The sequence below is a fragment of the Pelagibius sp. Alg239-R121 genome, assembly GCF_947331435.1.
Classification (GTDB): Bacteria; Pseudomonadota; Alphaproteobacteria; order Kiloniellales; family Kiloniellaceae; genus Denitrobaculum.
In genome coordinates, this window is sequence record NZ_CAMZOF010000002.1 from 291,795 (window position 1) to 308,861 (window position 17,067).

The 17,067-nt window shown below is 57.6% G+C and carries 15 protein-coding genes; 10 read left to right on the plus strand and 5 right to left on the minus strand.

Annotated elements, in window-relative coordinates; all coding sequences use genetic code 11:
• Window positions 1-196: 196 nt before the first annotated feature.
• On the plus strand, window positions 197-1,129 hold the full coding sequence (nudC, locus tag QMZ18_RS08610; RefSeq protein ID WP_282605870.1) for an NAD(+) diphosphatase: 933 nt from the start codon (window positions 197-199) through the stop codon (window positions 1,127-1,129).
• 90 nt (window positions 1,130-1,219) lie between these two features.
• Here nudC and QMZ18_RS08615 read toward each other — a convergent pair whose 3' ends face one another.
• The 3 genes from QMZ18_RS08615 to QMZ18_RS08625 form a co-directional block, all read right to left on the minus strand.
• The gene (locus tag QMZ18_RS08615) at window positions 1,220-2,080 is read right to left on the minus strand and encodes a prephenate dehydratase (protein WP_282605871.1); all 861 of its coding nucleotides are present in this window, start codon (window positions 2,078-2,080) and stop codon (window positions 1,220-1,222) included.
• Between the two features lie 131 nt (window positions 2,081-2,211).
• Complete coding sequence (locus QMZ18_RS08620; RefSeq protein WP_282605872.1) at window positions 2,212-2,976, minus strand: 3-deoxy-manno-octulosonate cytidylyltransferase; 765 nt, start codon at window positions 2,974-2,976, stop codon at window positions 2,212-2,214.
• Between the two features lie 219 nt (window positions 2,977-3,195).
• Window positions 3,196-3,732, minus strand: coding sequence for a DUF2975 domain-containing protein (locus tag QMZ18_RS08625; RefSeq protein WP_282605873.1), 537 nt, complete (start codon window positions 3,730-3,732; stop codon window positions 3,196-3,198).
• Window positions 3,733-4,050: 318 nt separating this feature from the next.
• On the opposite strand from QMZ18_RS08625, the gene QMZ18_RS08630 reads away from it, so the two are divergent.
• The 8 genes from QMZ18_RS08630 (at window position 4,051) to QMZ18_RS08665 (ending at window position 14,357) form a co-directional block, all read left to right on the plus strand.
• Complete coding sequence (locus tag QMZ18_RS08630; RefSeq protein ID WP_282605874.1) at window positions 4,051-4,587, plus strand: cytochrome c family protein; 537 nt, start codon at window positions 4,051-4,053, stop codon at window positions 4,585-4,587.
• Window positions 4,588-4,736: 149 nt separating this feature from the next.
• Window positions 4,737-5,546 carry a histidinol-phosphatase gene (hisN, locus tag QMZ18_RS08635; protein WP_282605875.1) on the plus strand — a complete coding sequence of 270 codons (810 nt, stop codon included), beginning with the start codon at window positions 4,737-4,739 and terminating at the stop codon, window positions 5,544-5,546.
• 159 nt (window positions 5,547-5,705) lie between these two features.
• On the plus strand, window positions 5,706-7,724 hold the full coding sequence (locus tag QMZ18_RS08640) for an extracellular solute-binding protein (RefSeq protein ID WP_282605876.1): 2,019 nt from the start codon (window positions 5,706-5,708) through the stop codon (window positions 7,722-7,724).
• 13 nt (window positions 7,725-7,737) lie between these two features.
• On the plus strand, window positions 7,738-8,850 hold the full coding sequence (locus QMZ18_RS08645; RefSeq protein ID WP_282605877.1) for a microcin C ABC transporter permease YejB: 1,113 nt from the start codon (window positions 7,738-7,740) through the stop codon (window positions 8,848-8,850).
• 25 nt (window positions 8,851-8,875) lie between these two features.
• Complete coding sequence (locus QMZ18_RS08650; protein WP_367575944.1) at window positions 8,876-9,964, plus strand: ABC transporter permease; 1,089 nt, start codon at window positions 8,876-8,878, stop codon at window positions 9,962-9,964.
• Window positions 9,961-11,589, plus strand: coding sequence for an ABC transporter ATP-binding protein (locus tag QMZ18_RS08655; RefSeq protein ID WP_282605879.1), 1,629 nt, complete (start codon window positions 9,961-9,963; stop codon window positions 11,587-11,589). Before QMZ18_RS08650 ends, QMZ18_RS08655 begins: the two co-directional genes overlap by 4 nt.
• Window positions 11,590-11,613: 24 nt before the next feature.
• On the plus strand, window positions 11,614-12,543 hold the full coding sequence (locus QMZ18_RS08660) for a glyoxylate/hydroxypyruvate reductase A (RefSeq protein ID WP_282605880.1): 930 nt from the start codon (window positions 11,614-11,616) through the stop codon (window positions 12,541-12,543).
• Between the two features lie 44 nt (window positions 12,544-12,587).
• Window positions 12,588-14,357, plus strand: coding sequence for a cobalamin B12-binding domain-containing protein (locus QMZ18_RS08665; protein WP_282605881.1), 1,770 nt, complete (start codon window positions 12,588-12,590; stop codon window positions 14,355-14,357).
• Between the two features lies 1 nt (window position 14,358).
• On the opposite strand, the gene QMZ18_RS08670 is transcribed toward QMZ18_RS08665, so the two are convergent.
• On the minus strand, window positions 14,359-14,652 hold the full coding sequence (locus QMZ18_RS08670; RefSeq protein ID WP_322097185.1) for a MarR family transcriptional regulator: 294 nt from the start codon (window positions 14,650-14,652) through the stop codon (window positions 14,359-14,361).
• 168 nt (window positions 14,653-14,820) lie between these two features.
• Window positions 14,821-16,200 (minus strand): M17 family metallopeptidase, encoded by a 1,380-nt coding sequence (locus tag QMZ18_RS08675; protein WP_282605883.1) that lies wholly within the window; start codon window positions 16,198-16,200, stop codon window positions 14,821-14,823.
• Window positions 16,201-16,380: 180 nt separating this feature from the next.
• On the opposite strand from QMZ18_RS08675, the gene QMZ18_RS08680 reads away from it, so the two are divergent.
• Complete coding sequence (locus QMZ18_RS08680; protein ID WP_282605884.1) at window positions 16,381-17,031, plus strand: glutathione S-transferase family protein; 651 nt, start codon at window positions 16,381-16,383, stop codon at window positions 17,029-17,031.
• Window positions 17,032-17,067: the final 36 nt, after the last annotated feature.

Consider the following 17,067-nt stretch of genomic DNA (forward strand, 5'->3'; position numbering starts at 1 on the left):
AGCGCCGGTTTGGCCCAGTTCCGCCAAGTCTTTCTTGCTAGGGGTCGCAGTGTCCACCTCACTTGCCGTTACATACCCGCAACATGAAGACTGGCGGACGGCAGCATGATTGGCAAGTATGCCGGTAGCTCCGCAGGGTTGATTTTTATCGAGTTGGACGATTGCAGTTACCGTCGGCTTGTGCCAACTTCGCGCCATGCCTTCGAGAAATTTTTACAGCGGCAGCGGCCTGGACCGCGCCGAACACCTGCGTGACGATGCTGAATGGCTGCGGGCGCAACTCAGCAAATCGACTACCCGCATTCTGCCGGTTTGGCGCACGAAAAACCTGATCGACACACGCTCCAGGATCAGCGGAGAGCCACGTCCGGTCTGGCTGCCAAGCCTCAAGGCGGCTCGTCTGCTCGAGTTGGCCGATGAACTGATTTTCCTCGGCCTTCGAGATGGCGAGGTGCGGATCGCCCTGGATCTCTCGACCGTCGAAGAACCATCGGAGCATCCCGACCTGGCCCCGCTGGGCGAATTCGTCGATTTGCGTGAAATCGGCCCGCTGCTGCCACGTGACGAAGGCTCAATCCTCGCCTATGCGCGCGGACTGGCCCACTGGCACAAGACCCATCCCTTCTGCGGCCGCTGCGGCCATCCGACTGAAAGCACGCAAAATGGACACGTCCGGCGCTGTAGTAATCCGGATTGCGGCACCTCGCATTTCCCGCGCAGCGATCCTGCGGTGATCATGCTGGTCCACGATGGCGATCGCTGCCTTCTCGGGCGGCAACCTTTCTGGCCGCCGGGAATGCATTCGGTTCTTGCCGGCTTTGTCGAGCCGGGCGAGAGCTTGGAGGAGGCTGTGATCCGCGAGGTATTTGAGGAAGTGACCCTAAAGGTCGATCAGGTGACGTATCACTCCTCCCAGCCCTGGCCCTTCCCTTCGTCCATCATGCTGGGGTTTTCAGCCCGGGCACTCAACACCGAGATCAAGGTCGACGAACGCGAGCTTGAGAGGGCGCGCTGGTACAGCCGGGAAGAAATGCTCAATTCTCCTGAAGACGAGAGCTTTCGCCTGCCGCGGCGCGACTCCATTGCCCGGCGTCTGGTTGACGACTGGCTCAAGGAAACCGGTTCCTGACCAAAGGGGTCAAGAACAAGAAACACCCTTACATCTTATGGACGCAAGTCGGGTCTTAAGTCAGCTGACCTCCGGCCTGCTGACGTATGATCAGTTGTTGCCGCCGCGAAAGCTGTTGGCCGGATAGACGCCCAGGATCTTTACTTCCTTTGAAAAGAAGCTGAGTTCTTCGAGCGCCAGGCGCACCGGACGCTGATCGGGATGACCTTCGATGTCCGCGTAGAACTGCGCCACCGTAAACCCGCCATCGATAATGTAGCTCTCGAGCTTGGTAATATTGACACCGTTGGTCGCGAAGCCGCCCAAACCCTTGTAAAGTGCCGCCGGAACCGAGCGGACCCGAAAAACAAAGGTCGTGACGACGAGTCCGTTATCAGGGTCTGGATCGAGCGGCTCTTCAGCCATGATGATGAAGCGCGTGGTGTTGTGCGCCAGATCGTGAACATCGCTTCTGATGACATCGAGACCGTAGATCTCGGCCGCCAGATCCGACGCGATGGCGCCCTGAGTGGGATCGTTGATCTCCGAGACTTCTGCCGCCGCGCCGGCCGTATCGGCGTGAACGACAGGCTCGATACCGGCGTCACGCAGGAAGTTACGGACCTGCGCCAGCGCCTGAACGTGGCTGTGCACCCGCTTGATCCCTTCCAGAGTCGCACCCTTTGGCGCGAGCAGCTGATGGTCGACCTTCTGGAAATGCTCTCCGATTATATGGAGACCGGAGGTCGGCAGCAGATGATGGATGTCGGCCACCCGCCCGGCACTGGAGTTTTCGATGGGTATCATCGCAAGCTGCGCCCTGCCGTCACGAACAGCGGCGAAAGTCTCTTCGAAGGATCCGCAAGGTAGGGTCTCCAACTCGGGAAAGACAGCCCGGCAGGCCTTATCCGAATAGGCGCCGTGAACGCCCTGGAATGCAATCACTTGTCGAAGGGTATCTGCCTTAGTCATTTCTAGATCCAAGAAGGGTTAGGGTTTGCCAGCAACAGTGCGCCGCATGGCCAGGCCGGACATCCAGCTTTCCAGAGTGCGATCGTTCTTGATTGAAACAATCAACGAGGTGAATCAGACTCTCATGAAAATTAGGCCTGCCCGGGCGCCAAAAGTTCGCGGGCACGCGCCAGATCGGCGGGAGTATCGACGCCGAAGGGAACCGTGTCAACGCGCGCCACGTCGATCCTCATTCCAGCCTCCAGCGCACGCAACTGCTCCAGATGCTCGCGTTCTTCAAGGATCGAGCTGGGCAGGGATACGAAGCGTGCCAGCGCCGCACGACGGAAGCCGTACAGCCCGATGTGATGGTACAGCGGCAGATTTTCGTTGCCACCGTCCCAAGGGATCGGTGCACGGCTGAAATACAGGGCCCTGGCAATATTGCGGCCGGGCGCGAACGCCGCGGCCACCTTGACGACACTGGGTTCCCGCCGTTCTTCGCTGTTGCTGATCCGGGCCGCCAGCGTCGCGATATCGACCTCGGGGTTCTCAAGCGGCTGAAAGACAGCCTGTACTGCCTGAGGCTCGATGGTCGGCAAATCGCCCTGAACGTTAATTACGGCGTCATGTGCCTGATCGGGATCGACCTGCTGCAGGGCCTCGAAAATCCGGTCTGAACCGGAAGGGTGGCCGGGATCGGTCAGGATTGCACGGCCGCCCGCAGCCTCGATAACATCAGCGATCGCCTGTTCGGCGCAGGCCACGATGACCGGCCCGATGTCGGCTTCTACGGCACGGCGCCAGCAATGCACGATCATGGCCTCGCCGTGGATCATGGCCAGTGGCTTGTCGGGCAGACGTGTCGAGGCCATCCGCGCCGGGATCACAACGATAGGATTCTGAGGCAATGTCATGTTCGAAAGGTCTCGTCGAAGATCGCAAACTGGTCGAGCAGACGCAGCATAGCCACCCCCGACGGGAACGAAATAGCTTTTTTCCTTTCGAACAGCGGGCGTCACCGCGCCCCGGATTGGCACCAGGCACCCGGTGACTTCAGCCAAAGTTGCCCATGAGACATAAAATCTCTCAAGGCCCGGAGTCAGATCAGCCGCAGGATCAGACCGACCGCCAGATCAGACGATTTGCGCGTTGTCCTCTGCAATCCGGCTTGCTTCCCCCATGATCCAGGCAATCACCAGGAAAACCGCGCCCAGAAAAATCGTACCCAGCTGGTCGGAGCTGAGCGATACCGCGAGCTGCCGGTTGCCCGGAGGGTTGTTAAAGGTCAAAACGACGGAGAGCAGGCTGTTCGAGAGAATTTGAACACAAACCGAGAGAATCGAGGCCAAGGCGAATTTGCGTAACCGGCCCGCCTGTTCGCTGGAGAAGATTATGCCCTGGCTGTAGCTGGTAAAAAGCCTGCGCAATTGGATCAGCCCGTAAATCAGCACAATCACTGGCAAGAGGTTGATTGCGAATCCGAGCAGCAGGGTCCCCGGACCCAAGGCCTCGAAACGAACCTGAGACGGAAGCTGCGCCAGAACCTCAGGACCAAGGTGCTCCAGATTGGTCCAGACCAGAGCCAGAATGAGCGGCAGGGCGAAAATGATCAAAAGGCACAGTCCGGACATCACCCGGCCGGCGCGCTGAATGCGATTCAGATTTGACATGGCTCGTCCTCATTGGTGTCGTGATAAAATCGAATTATTACTAAACGATAATTTATTAGTGTAAAACATAAATTTTTGCAGATTGGGTTTGCGTCTTAAAATTGCACTCTCTTCCCGATAGAGCTTACCACAGGAAGAAAGATGGTTCCTCCCATCTGCTTACTGAAGTGCTGTCGGCCACAGGATCGAGGTGCCGTCGATCTCTTCGGGCAGGCCTTTCCCTCAGTGCTGATTTGCCGCAGATGCAACGGGGCTATTGAATGCCTGCGAGTCGGGCGCTATTGTCCGCCGAATTTCGCGATCTGAACGAGTTGAAGCATGTCCTCACTTGAGATGAATAAAATTGGCGCCGCTGTCCTGACCGCAGGCGTGATCGCCATGACAGCCGGCTTTATTGCCGAACAACTGTTCCACAAGGCTCCCCTGGCGGAACATGCCTTCATGGTGGAAGGTGTTGGTGAAACCCAGACGGCAAGCGTCGCGGAAACGCCGTCGCTGGACCCGGTCACGCCGCTGCTGGCAGCGGCCGATCTCGCCGCGGGCGAAAAAGCCTTCAAGAAGTGTTCGGCCTGTCACACCGTCGATAAAGGCGGCAAAGACAAGGTTGGGCCTAATCTCTGGGGTGTGGTCATGGCTGCGCATGCCAGTAGAGAATTCGGCTATTCCGACGTCATGTCCGACATGTCGGGGGAGACCTGGAGTTACGAAGCGCTGAATGAATTTCTGGCCTCGCCGAAAAAATACGCGCCCGGCACAAAGATGAGTTTTGGTGGTCTCAAGAAGGTTCAGGACCGGGCCAACATCATCGCCTATCTGCGCAACCAGAGCGACAATCCAGCACCGCTTCCGGAGTAACCTCCGGGCGGAAGCAACAAGGCGGCGGTTTTCGCCGCCTTTTCTTTTTTGTGAAGATCCTGTTTTCTGAAAACCCCTGATTTTCTCAAGACTCTGTTTTTTTTCGAGACCCTGCCTGAACAATCCTTCTCCAAGCGGCGAGATCAGCGATGACGGAAAATTCCGAAGGCCCAAATTGTCCGCAGCAATTCATAGATCTCGCGGAATCGATGGCCGAAGCGTCGGCGAAGGTTATTCGCCGTTACTTTCGCCAGGCGGTGGCTGTCGACGACAAGGCCGACCAAAGCCCGGTAACCATTGCTGATCGCGAAACCGAAGCAACACTGCGCCAGCTTCTGGCAGAACGAGTGCCTGATCACGGTGTGATCGGTGAGGAACAGGCCCCGACCAATCCGGATTCCGATTACGTCTGGGTCCTCGATCCCATCGACGGCACCAAGCGCTTCATCACCGGCAATCCTCTGTTCGGCACCCTGATTGCACTGCTTTACAAGGGGCAACCGATCCTCGGGGTCATCGATATGCCCATGCTGAATGAGCGCTGGATCGGCGCCAGGGGCCGGCAGACGACCTTCACAGACCACAACGGGACCGCTGAAGTACACTGCCGGGCCTGCCCGGGCCTGGACAAAGCCGCTCTGGCCAGCACCTCGCCAGAGATGTTCGAAGGTGGTAACGAAAACGCCTTCGAGCGGGTCCGGGGGGCGGCAAAGCTGGTCCAGTACGGCGGCGATTGCTACAGCTACGGCCTGCTGTCGAGCGGCTTCACCGATGTCGTCATCGAAGCCGGATTAGGCACCTACGACTACATGGCCCTTGCCGCCGTGATCGGCGGCGCCGGCGGGATTATCACGGATTGGGACGGCAAGACATTAAGCGTCGATTCGGATGGACGAGTCGTCGCTGCCGGCGATCCTGCCTGCCACGCTGAAGCTCTGAAGCGCATCGCAGGCACTTGATCACGCCTCCCAAGGCCTGCTCAAACGCGCAATCTCGCCGCTCCAACCCAACGTAGGCAGCAAACCACCCGCCAACAAAAGCGTGAACGCGACTTGCGTAAAGCGCTGAGAAGCTTAAATTGCTTTACAGCCGTTGCCGACTGTCATTTGCTGGTGTCTATGCGTCGAATCCTCGCACCGCTATTCTTAGCCGCTTTTTGTTCTTTCACAGCTTCGTCAGCTGTTCAGGCCCAGTCCGAAAAACTGCCCGCCGTCCCCACGATCGAAGTTACCGAAGAGACGATCCCGCCACCGGGACCGGAAATATTCAAATCCCACGCTATCGCCATGCACGGCGAACCGAAGTATGCGGCGGGCTTCAATCACTTCGACTATGTGAATCCAGATGCGCCGAAGGGCGGGGAAATCCGGACCGCTGCCCGCGGAACTTTCGATAGCTTCAATGCATACATCGCAAAGGGCACTGCGGCGTCAACAGGCTCAATCGAGACCTTGACCGTTAGCAGTGCAGACGAACCTTTTACCCAGTACGGTCTATTGGCCGAGAGCATCGAATGGCCCGAGGACCGGTCCTGGGTCACCTACACCTTACGACCCGAGGCACTTTGGCACGACGGCAAACCAGTCACCGTCGAAGATGTAATCTTTTCACTCGATACGCTTAAGACCAAAGGACACCCGCGTTGGCGCTTTTATTACGGCAGTGTTGATCGCGCGGAACCCGATGGTGAACGCCGAATAAAGTTCTTCTTCTCAGAAGCCGGAAACCGTGAACTCCCCCTTATTGTCGGACAACTCCCTATTCTCCCCAAACACTATTGGGAAAGCAGGGATTTCGGCGCTTCGACGCTGGAGCCGCCTCTTGGTAGCGGGCCCTACAAAGTCACGAAGTTCGAAGCTGGACGCTACATTATTCGAGAACGCGTCAAAGACTATTGGGGGAAAGATTTGGCAGTGAATGTCGGTCAGAACAATTTTGACCGATTACGCACCGATTTCTTCCTTGATGTGACCGTCATCCGACAAGCCTTGAAATCAGGGACAATCGACTATCGGAACGAAAATCAGGCCAAGGCCTGGGCCTCTGGCTACGATGTCCCGGCCGTAAAAAAAGGATGGATCAAAAAAGAACGTATTGGTCACGAACTGCCAACGGGCATGCAGGCCTTCATCTTTAATACGCGACGGACACTTTTTAAGAACCCGAAGGTCCGTGAGGCCATAGGTTACGCTTTTGACTTCGAATGGAGCAATCCGACACTGTTTTTCGGGCAGTATAATAGGACGAAGAGCTACTTCAGCAATTCGGAACTTGCATCTAGCGACCTGCCAGAAGGAGAGGAACTTGAGATCCTCGAACACTATCGCGGCCGAGTTCCCGACGAGGTATTTTCCAAGGTCTTCACCGTTCCTGTAACGGATGGACGCGGCTGGCCGCGCGGAAATCTTGAAAAGGCTTTTGCTCTGCTCAATGAAGCTGGGTGGGAAGTGCGCGACCTTAAACTTGTGAACCGGGACACGGACGAGCAATTCAAGTTCGAATTTCTCCTTTCCAATCAGGAATTCGAACGAATCATCCTACCCTTTAAGCGAAATTTGGAGCGCCTAGGGATGGAAGTCCGAATACGCATCGTTGACACATCTCAATACATCGACCGGCTGCGAAATCGCGACTACGATATGATTTCGCTCGGTTGGGGACAGTCCGATTCCCCTGGCAACGAGCAACGTAGCTACTGGGGTAGCACCGCTGCAGATCAACAGGGAAGTCAGAACTATTCGGGGATCAAAGATCCCGTCATCGATGAACTCATTGAACTGCTCATTGTCGCCCCGACACGGGAATCATTAATCGATCATACACGCGCCCTGGATAGGATCTTACTGTGGAACCATCTCGTTGTGCCCGCTTGGCACTTACGGTTCGATAGAATTCTCTATTGGGACAAGTTCTCCCGGCCCGACGTTACACCCAAACACGGCACGACTACGAATTACTGGTGGTTTGACGAGAAAAAAGCCGCAGCGCTGCGTGAAGCGCGCTCCAAGGAAAGGCAGAGCAATCCATCCGCAGAGGGCGAAACACCAGGGTTGTCAACGACATTAGCAGTCTTTGCAGGCCTTCTCTTGGTTGGCTTCTTTGTCTTCCGCCGCGCCATGGCAAAACCAGGCAACTGAGGAGCCACAAGAGATGACCGCCTACATCATCCGACGATTGCTCCTGATTATCCCCACCCTGTTCATCATTATGGTGATCAACTTCGCCATTATTCAGTTGGCACCAGGTGGACCAGTCGAACAGCTTATCGGCCAGATCACTGGTACTGGCACAGATATTACCGAGCGGGTGACGCGATCGGGCGGTACTGGTTCCGAAACTCTGACCGACACGCGTCAGTCGAGCGGAGAAGGTCCATCCAGTAGATATCGCGGTGCCCAGGGACTGGATCCAAAGTTTATCGAAGAACTCGAAAAGCAATTCGGGTTCGACAAACCCGTTCACGAGCGTTTCTTTCAGATGCTGGGTAGCTACATCGTCTTCGATTTCGGTGAGAGCTTTTTCCGGGATCGCAAAGTCGTTGATTTGGTCATCGAAAAAATGCCCGTTTCCATTTCTCTCGGCCTCTGGACGACGCTTCTCGTTTATCTCATATCAATCCCCCTGGGTGTTGCGAAAGCCGTTAGGGACGGCACACCCTTCGATGTTTGGACCAGTGGTCTGGTCATCATCGGGAACGCAATTCCGGCCTTTCTGTTCGCGGTATTTCTTATTGTCGTGTTCGCTGGTGGCAGCTATTTCGATGTATTCCCGCTCCGTGGACTAACCTCTCCCAATGCCGCCGAACTACCTTGGCCGGATAGAATTCTGGATTATTTCTGGCATCTGGTCCTGCCAGTTACCTCTATGGTGATTGGCGGTTTTGCGTCCCTGACCATGCTAACCAAGAATTCGTTTCTCGATCAGATCAATCTTCAGTACGTCACAACCGCACGGGCGAAAGGTCTAAGCGAAAAGCAAGTTCTCTACGGACATGTCTTTCGTAACGCGATGCTGATCGTAATTGCGGCTTTCCCGTCTGCGTTTATCGGTATCCTCTTCACCGGCTCTCTCTTCATCGAGATTATTTTTTCTCTCGATGGCATGGGCCGGCTGGGGTTCGAAGCTGCCTTCGCCCGCGATTATCCCGTCATCTTCGGAACCCTGTTCTTCTTCTCGTTGCTTGGTCTGATCATGAGCCTCGTCGGCGACGTGATGTACATGATCATCGACCCACGCATCGATTTCGAAACGCGGGAGACCTGACATGACGGCGGACCGGTTTCTCGGCATGAAGATCACGCCAATCACGCGGCGGCGCCTGTATAATTTCAAGGCGAACAGGCGTGGATACATATCTTTCTGGATATTCGCAGTGGTTCTGGTCTTAAGCCTGTTCGCGGAATTCCTCGCCAACGACAAGCCCTTCATCGTTGTCTACGACAACGAAATCTATTCGCCAATCTTCAAGAGCTACCCTGAAACAACTTTCGGCGGCACCTTTCAAACAGAAGCCGATTATAGCGATCCTGTCGTTATGGAGATGATTGAAGCCAAGGGCTGGTTCTGGATGCCTTTGGTTCCGTACAGCTACCGAACCGTCGCCTGGAACCTCGGTGTCGCCGCGCCATCGCCTCCAGACGCGGACCATTGGCTGGGCACGGATGATCAAGCCCGAGATGTTCTGGCGCGTATGATTTACGGCTTTCGGATATCAGTGATCTTCGGTTTTGTTCTTACGATCATTTCCGCAGTGATCGGCGTATCTGCGGGCGCAGTACAGGGATACTTTGGCGGCTGGACCGATCTTCTGATGCAGCGTTTCATTGAAATCTGGTCGTCGCTACCGACTCTCTACATCCTGATCATCCTGGCAAGTATCATCGAACCGAATTTCTGGTGGCTCCTAGGCGTACTTCTGTTGTTCACATGGATGGGATTCGTCGGAGTCGTTAGAGCCGAATTCCTACGCGCCAGAAATTTCGATTATGTGCGGGCCGCACGTGCATTGGGCGCCTCAAATGCCGTGATCATGTTCCGCCATGTCTTGCCGAACGCAGTCGTGGCAACGCTGACTTTCATGCCCTTCACACTCGCCGGTTCGGTGACTGCGCTGACCGGTCTTGATTTTCTCGGCATCGGATTGCCACCGGGCTCCGCTTCGTTGGGTGAACTTCTCGCGCAGGGAAAAGCCAATCTTCAGGCACCTTGGCTCGGGCTAACCGGTTTCTTCGTCATCGCGATCATGCTCAGCTTACTCACCTTCATAGGCGAAGCTGTGCGCGACGCCTTTGATCCCCGAAAGCTCTTTGCCGGGGACCCGGTACCAGCCGAGGCAACGGAACCGGCCGGCAAACCGGCTAAGGAGGCGGCGCAATGACCAATCTGCTCTCGGTGCATAACCTTGGCGTCGAGTTTGCCGGGCCTGGCGGGAACGTCCCCGCGGTGTTGGGAACCTCTTTCGATCTGGCGAAGGGCTCGACCCTGGCGCTAGTAGGAGAAAGCGGATCGGGAAAGTCGGTCACCGCACTATCGATCCTGCAACTCCTGCCTTATCCTCTGGCGCGGCATCCGGCCGGAAGCTCGGTCAAGTTCAAGGGCGAAGAACTGATCGGTGCCGACAAACGGGCTCTTCGGCGCGTGCGCGGTAATGAGATCTCCATGATCTTTCAGGAGCCGATGACCTCGCTCAATCCGCTCCATACCGTCGAAAAGCAGATCAACGAAACTCTGTTTCTTCATAAGGGTCTGGGCAAGACGGCGGCACGCGAACGGACGCTGGAACTGCTGGATCTGGTCGGCATCCGGGACGCTGAACAACGCTTAAGCGCCTACCCGCACGAGCTATCCGGTGGTCAACGCCAGCGCGTCATGATCGCCATGGCCCTGGCGAACGAGCCGGATCTGCTGATCGCCGACGAGCCGACCACGGCGCTGGACGTCACCATCCAGGCGCAGATCCTGAAATTGCTGAAGGATCTGCAGCAAAAGCTCGGCATGGCCATGCTGCTGATCACCCATGACCTGGGGATCGTGCGCAAGATGGCGGATCAGATCTGCGTCATGACCCAGGGTGAAATCGTCGAGGTGGGAACGCCGGATGCCATCTTCGAAACGCCCCAACACGAATACACGCGCAAACTCCTGGCCGCCGAACCCAAGGGCGATCCTCTGCCCGCGGATCTCTCGGCGCCCGTCGTGATGTCCGGCGACGATATAAAAGTGCACTTCCCGATCAAGAAAGGCCTGCTCAAACGCACGGTCGACTATGTGCGCGCGGTCGACGGCATTTCGGTTTCCGTGCGGGCCGGCCATACCATCGGCGTTGTCGGCGAAAGCGGATCGGGAAAGACGACTCTGGGTATGGCCCTCCTCCGCCTGATCAGCAGCAACGGCAACATCTCCTTCAACGGCCAGGCAATTCAGGAACTGGGCTCACGAGAGCTTCGCCCCCTGCGCCGGGAAATGCAGGTCGTGTTCCAGGATCCCTTCGGATCACTCAGTCCGCGGCTTTCGATCGGACAAATCATCGAAGAAGGCCTGAAGATCCACGAACTCGGCGGCAACGAACAGGAACGCGAAACCCTGATTATCGAGGCCCTCAAAGAAGTCGGGCTCGATCCGGAAAGCCGGCATCGCTACCCCCATGAATTCTCCGGCGGCCAAAGACAGCGTGTCGCCATTGCCCGGGCCATGGTCTTGAAACCACGTTTCGTGGTGTTGGACGAGCCGACCTCAGCCCTCGACATGTCTGTGCAGGCGCAGATCGTCGATCTGCTGCGCGACCTTCAGGCCAAGCATAATTTGGCCTACCTTTTCATCAGTCACGATTTGAAGGTGGTGCGCGCCCTGGCTGACGAGGTCATCGTTATGCGAGAAGGCCGGGTCGTCGAGCAGGCGACGGCAGAAGAGATCTTTAACGCGCCAAAAAATCCCTATACACAGGCATTGATAAAAGCCGCCTTCGACCTCGAAGCTGTCGAGAGTGGCGTGGTATCAATGTAACGCTCAAACTGCGATTAGGGTTCAATGGCGCTCCTTTTCAAATCCGATGTAGATCGCGCAGAGGTCTGGCAGGACGCCATCGCCACGCTGCTTCCCGAACTTGAATTCCGCAACTGGCCGGAAGTCGGCGATCCAGCCGAGATCGAATACGCGCTAGTCTGGCATCCGCCGCGGGGAGAATTGGCCAAGCTGCCCAATCTCAAGGCGATTTTCTCGCTCGGTGCAGGTATCGACCATCTGGCATCGGATCCGGATCTTCCGAAGGACGTCCCCGTTGTGCGCATGGTGGACCAAAGCCTGACCCTGGGCATGACCGAGTTCGTCGTCATGTCGGTGCTGAGGCATCATCGGCGGATCCATGACTATGAGCTGCAGCAGAGACAGAAAACTTGGGAGCAGCACGTCACGCCCCTGGCCTGGCAGCGCAAGGTTGGCATTCTGGGTTTGGGTGTCCTGGGTTCCGATGCAGCCGACAAGCTGAACTATCTTGGATTCGATGTTGCCGGCTGGAGCCGTAGCGAGAAGAACGTGCCGGGCGTCACCAGCTTCTCCGGCGAAGAGGGATTGCGTCCCTTTCTGGAGCGCAGCGAAATTCTTGTCTGCCTGCTGCCGTTGACCGAAAACACCAAAGGCATCCTCAATGCCGAGACTTTGGCTTTGCTTCCGCGCGGCGCCTATCTCGTCAACGCCGGGCGTGGGCAGCACATGGTACCCGGCGATGTTCTGGCGGCGCTGAACTCTGGACAGCTGGCAGCCGCAACCCTGGACGTTTTTCCAGAAGAGCCGCTGCCCCAGGACAGCCCTTTCTGGGATCATCCTAAAGTGCTCGTGACCCCGCACGGCGCCAGCATTACCTCACCGATCACAGCGGCCGAGGCGCTTGCCGAGAGCATCAAATGCCTGCGGGAAGGCCAGCCTCTTCAGAATGTCGTGGACTTCGATCGGGGATACTAATGCTCGGAGCAAGGCTGAGCTGTGAAGGCTGGAGATAGCTGACCATGCCTCCTCGCGACCTGTTACGAGCCGAAATTCTGACGGAAACAGAATTGCCGCGAGCAACCGACTTGCTCGAAGACGGCCGGAAGCTCGCAGCGCTCCACGGATTTCAGGCCAACCCCTTTCTCGCCGAACAGGGCGCGTCTTCGGAGCGGGAAGTCAAACACCGCTGGTCAGCCGAAGGCCGTATCATGCGCCACGCCCAGATCGGCTTTCGGGATCCCGCAAAAACGCAGCGCGCCTGGGCGGAGATTTACGAGCGCTGCGCGGCTAAGGGTGTCGCGGTTGACCGCTACGGCATCTGTCTGGATTGGTCCATGGGCTATCCGGCCGCCGAGCGCGGCAAGCGCCCGCGGGGAACCGGTATCATCTTCGAAGAGGCCGAAGATCTGGCGAAGATCACCGCTGCGGCACCGGTCGCGCCACACTTCGGCGACTTTGTCCTCGGCTTTCCCGGTGCGGTCGAAAATACCGCACTGGCCTTGGCCGCCGGAGCGACCACCATCGGTAATCTGGGGCAGTACTTTACCTTCCGCCTGCCGGGCTGGGACAACGACGTCGCCACGACACGCGCCACTGTTACTGCCTTGGGACTGATTGCCGCGCAGGACACGGATATCCTGGTGCACTCCAATCTGGACGACGGCTTTGCCGCCCACTTCAGCGATCTGGCGTGTTGTCTCGGCGCCGTCCTGATCGAACGGCAGATCGTCAAAGGCCTGATCGGCGTCAATACCTCGCATTGCTACGGCCATCATTTTTCCAACCCCGTGACCCGGCTCGCTTTCCAAAAAGCTCTCTACGATATCGGAGAGACCGACGGCTCGATGATCTACGGCAACACGACCAGCTACCTGGGTTCACCGGCGGAGAACTATGCCAGTCTCGCGGGATACCTGCGTATCGATATCGAGGGCTTGAAGCGCTGGCCGACCGGTCATGCCATCAACCCGGTTCCCGTGACCGAGAACGAACGCATTCCCGACATTGCCGAAGTGGTTGACGCACAGCTTTTCAGCGCCCGGCTTGAGGAGATCGTGGAACAGGCGCGCTGCCTGACGACTCCCGAAGAGGCTGCCGAAATTTCGGCACAGCTTGTGACAGGCGCCCGGCAGTTCAAAGATGCTGTCTTCAAAGGCCTCGCTGCGGCCGGCATCGACACCGGAGATGCCTTCGAGCTGCTGCTGTCTCTCAAGCGCATCGGCGCAAGGCGTCTCGAAGCCCTGTTCGGCCCCGGGCAGATCGAGGAAACTGCTCCGCGCACACCCGTGATTGCCTCGCCCGTCATCGAAGAACTCGCGGAAAACTGCGGAATCATCCTGAGCGGAATCGACAAAGTCTCAGCGGCAAATCTGTCCCGGCGCAGACTGCGGGTTCTGACCGCGACGACCGACGTCCATGAGCATGGAAAACAGCTGATCGACCGCCTGCTGCGGAACCTGGGCGTCGAGGTTGTCGACGGCGGTATTTCCGTCGACCCCCATCAGATTGCCGCTTTGGCGCTTGAGGAAGATTGCAACGCCATCGCCTTGAGCACCTACAATGGCGTTGCCTTGTCCTATGCGCGCGATCTTCTGAAGGAGCTAAAGACGCAGAAGCTGGACCTACCGGTCCTGATCGGGGGACGCCTCAATCAAATTCCGGATCAATCGAACAGCAGCCTGCCCGTCGATGTGACCGCAAAGCTCTCCGGACTCGGGCTTATCGTTTGCGAAAAAGCGGACGATGTCGTGGGCGGCCTGCTTGAGGCAACGGACTCAAACAGCACCTGATCTAGATGTCTTCGGCTTGTTCACCGGCCATATCTGCAAACTCCCGAAGGAAGACCGAGCCGGCAACACTGCGCTGCACCAGGACAGATCGGCGGTCCGTCTCATCGATCTTTCGGCGCAGAAACTCGAGCTTTTCCAGGCGGTCGAGCGCTCGGGTCACGGCGGGCTTGGACATATTCAGCTCTTGCGCAAGACCGCGTACCGTATGGGGTTGCGGTGTCGTATAGACCTGCAGCAATAAGGCAAACTGCCGCCATGTCAGATCGGGTAGGTCCTTACGCAAAGCCGTCACCATGACACTGCGCCACAGCGTCAGCACATCATTCGGTTCGAATTGCACTGCCCAACCTCCTCATACGCCGGTTCACCCGATCTCGTTTCGCCCAAACTCATTCCGCAGGCGCAACAAGTTTTGACGAGGCCGAAGATGAAAGCAAGCCGTTGTTTTCAAACCGCAGCCACACTACGCCTTGGCAATGAATTCCTTGATCATGCCAAAGGTTGCGCGCACACCCATGGACTCACCGCCTTCGGGGCGCCCCGGACGGCTTCCCAGATTCCAGGCCATGATGTCGAAATGAACCCAGGGCGTGGCACCTTCAACAAAATGCTCCAGGAAAAGAGCCGCGGTGATCGCGCCACCGTAAGGCCCGTTGGAGATGTTGCAGAGATCGGCAACCTTGCTCTCGAGTTGCTGCCTATAGGGTTTATGCAGCGGCATCCGCCAGAGTGGGTCGCCCTCCGTCTCGCCGTGCCGCAGCAGCATCGCGGCAACAGCATCATCGTTGCAGAACATGGCCGGAAGATCCGTTCCCAATGCGACCCGCGCCGCACCGGTCAAGGTCGCGAAGTCGATCAGCAGATCGGGCGATTCGCTGCAGGCTTCCGTCAGTGCATCACTGAGCACAAGGCGCCCCTCGGCATCCGTGTTGCCGACCTCGACCGTCAATCCCTTACGCGTGTCGAGGACATCGAGCGGGCGAAAGGCGTTGCCGGAAACAGCGTTTTCAACAGCCGGGATCAAAACCCGGAGCCTCACCGGCAATCTGGACGCCATGATCATGGATGCCAGTCCAAGAACCTGGGCAGATCCGCCCATATCCTTTTTCATCATCTTCATGCCGCCCGACGACTTCAGATCCAAGCCTCCGCTGTCGAAACAAACACCCTTGCCCACCAGCGTAATCCGCGGCCCCTTGCTGCCCCACTTAAGGTCGATCAGCCGCGGCGCCTTTTCCGCGGCACGTCCAACGGCATGGATCGAAGGATAGTTCTTCTTCAGCAGATCCTCGCCCACGACGGCCTTGAACCTCGCCTTATGGGTCTTCGCCAGAGTCTTGGCAGCCTCTGCCAGTTCCGCGGGCCCCATGTCCTCTGCCGGCGTATTAATCAGATCACGGGTCAGGCAGATCCCTTCGGCCATTGCGACGACCGCCTGCTGGTCAGCCTCTTTCGGCCAGACCAGCGAAGAAAAATCCTTATCGAAGCTCTTGTAGCGGTCGAAACGATAGGTTCCGAGCAACCATCCAAGCGCAAGCGCCGATGCCTTCTCCCCGCTCAACTCGCCTTCGATAGCGTAGCGCCCGAACGGCAAGGCGGCCGGAAGCGCGGCGCAGGACCAGAGCATATCGGCATCATCGATCCCGGCCAGCACACCGCCGACTCCTTTTTTTTCGTCCGGCAACAACGTAAATCTGCCCGCTGCAGCATCAAAAGCGGATGCCTCGACCCAGCGCCTGACAGCCACGGGCTGCTTTTTCAGCCAACCCTTTAGTCCGTCTTTGGTCACCAGATGAATGGGCCGCGTTTCGGCAGTGGCTCGGGCGGTGAGATATTTGGTCATGGGATCGCTTTTCCTGTTTTCCACGACCGCGATGGCCGCTAACAATATATCCGTTTCATGGGTAGCCGACACGCGCCGCCAGCTCAAGACGTAAGCATTCCAAATCACTTAAGGAGAGACTGATTCACGGTTTTCACCGATAAGGGTGAATAGGATCAGGCTCGGGAAGGAACGACAGCGATGCCCGAATTCACGATTGTTCTCGGCAATAAGGCCTATTCCTCCTGGTCCCTGCGGGGTTGGCTTCCCCTAAAGCTCAGCGGCGCAAGCTTTGATGAGATCGTCATTCCCCTGCGGGAGAGCGATACCAAGGCGCGGCTGCTTGAGGCTTCATCCGCCGGCAAGGTGCCGGTTCTTAAGACGGCCGACGGACCGATCTGGGATAGTCTGGCGATCGCGGAATATCTGGCGGAGCGCTTCCCCGACGCCGGGCTTTGGCCGGAAGATCCGCGCGCCCGCGCCCTGGCCCGCTCGGTCACTTCGGAAATGCACAGCAGCTTTCCCGCCCTGCGCAACGATTGCCCAATGGACGTCCGTTCCCGTTACCGCGACCGGGAATTCTCGGAATCAACGCGTCAGGACATCGAACGCATTACGTCGATCTGGCGGGATTGCCGCGCGCGCTTCGGGGCCGGAGGCGAGTTCCTCTTCGGGGGTTTCTGTATCGCCGACGCCTTCTACGCACCGGTCGTCTCGCGTTTCGTAACCTATGACGTCGCCCTGGATTCGGTCTGCAGCGCTTATCGTGACGCAGTCATGGCGCGGCCGGAGATGCAGGAATGGATCGACGCCGGCCACGCAGAGCCCTGGACAATGGAATTCGACGTCTAAATGACGCTTTGTTAGTAGTGATTGAGGGTAAAATTG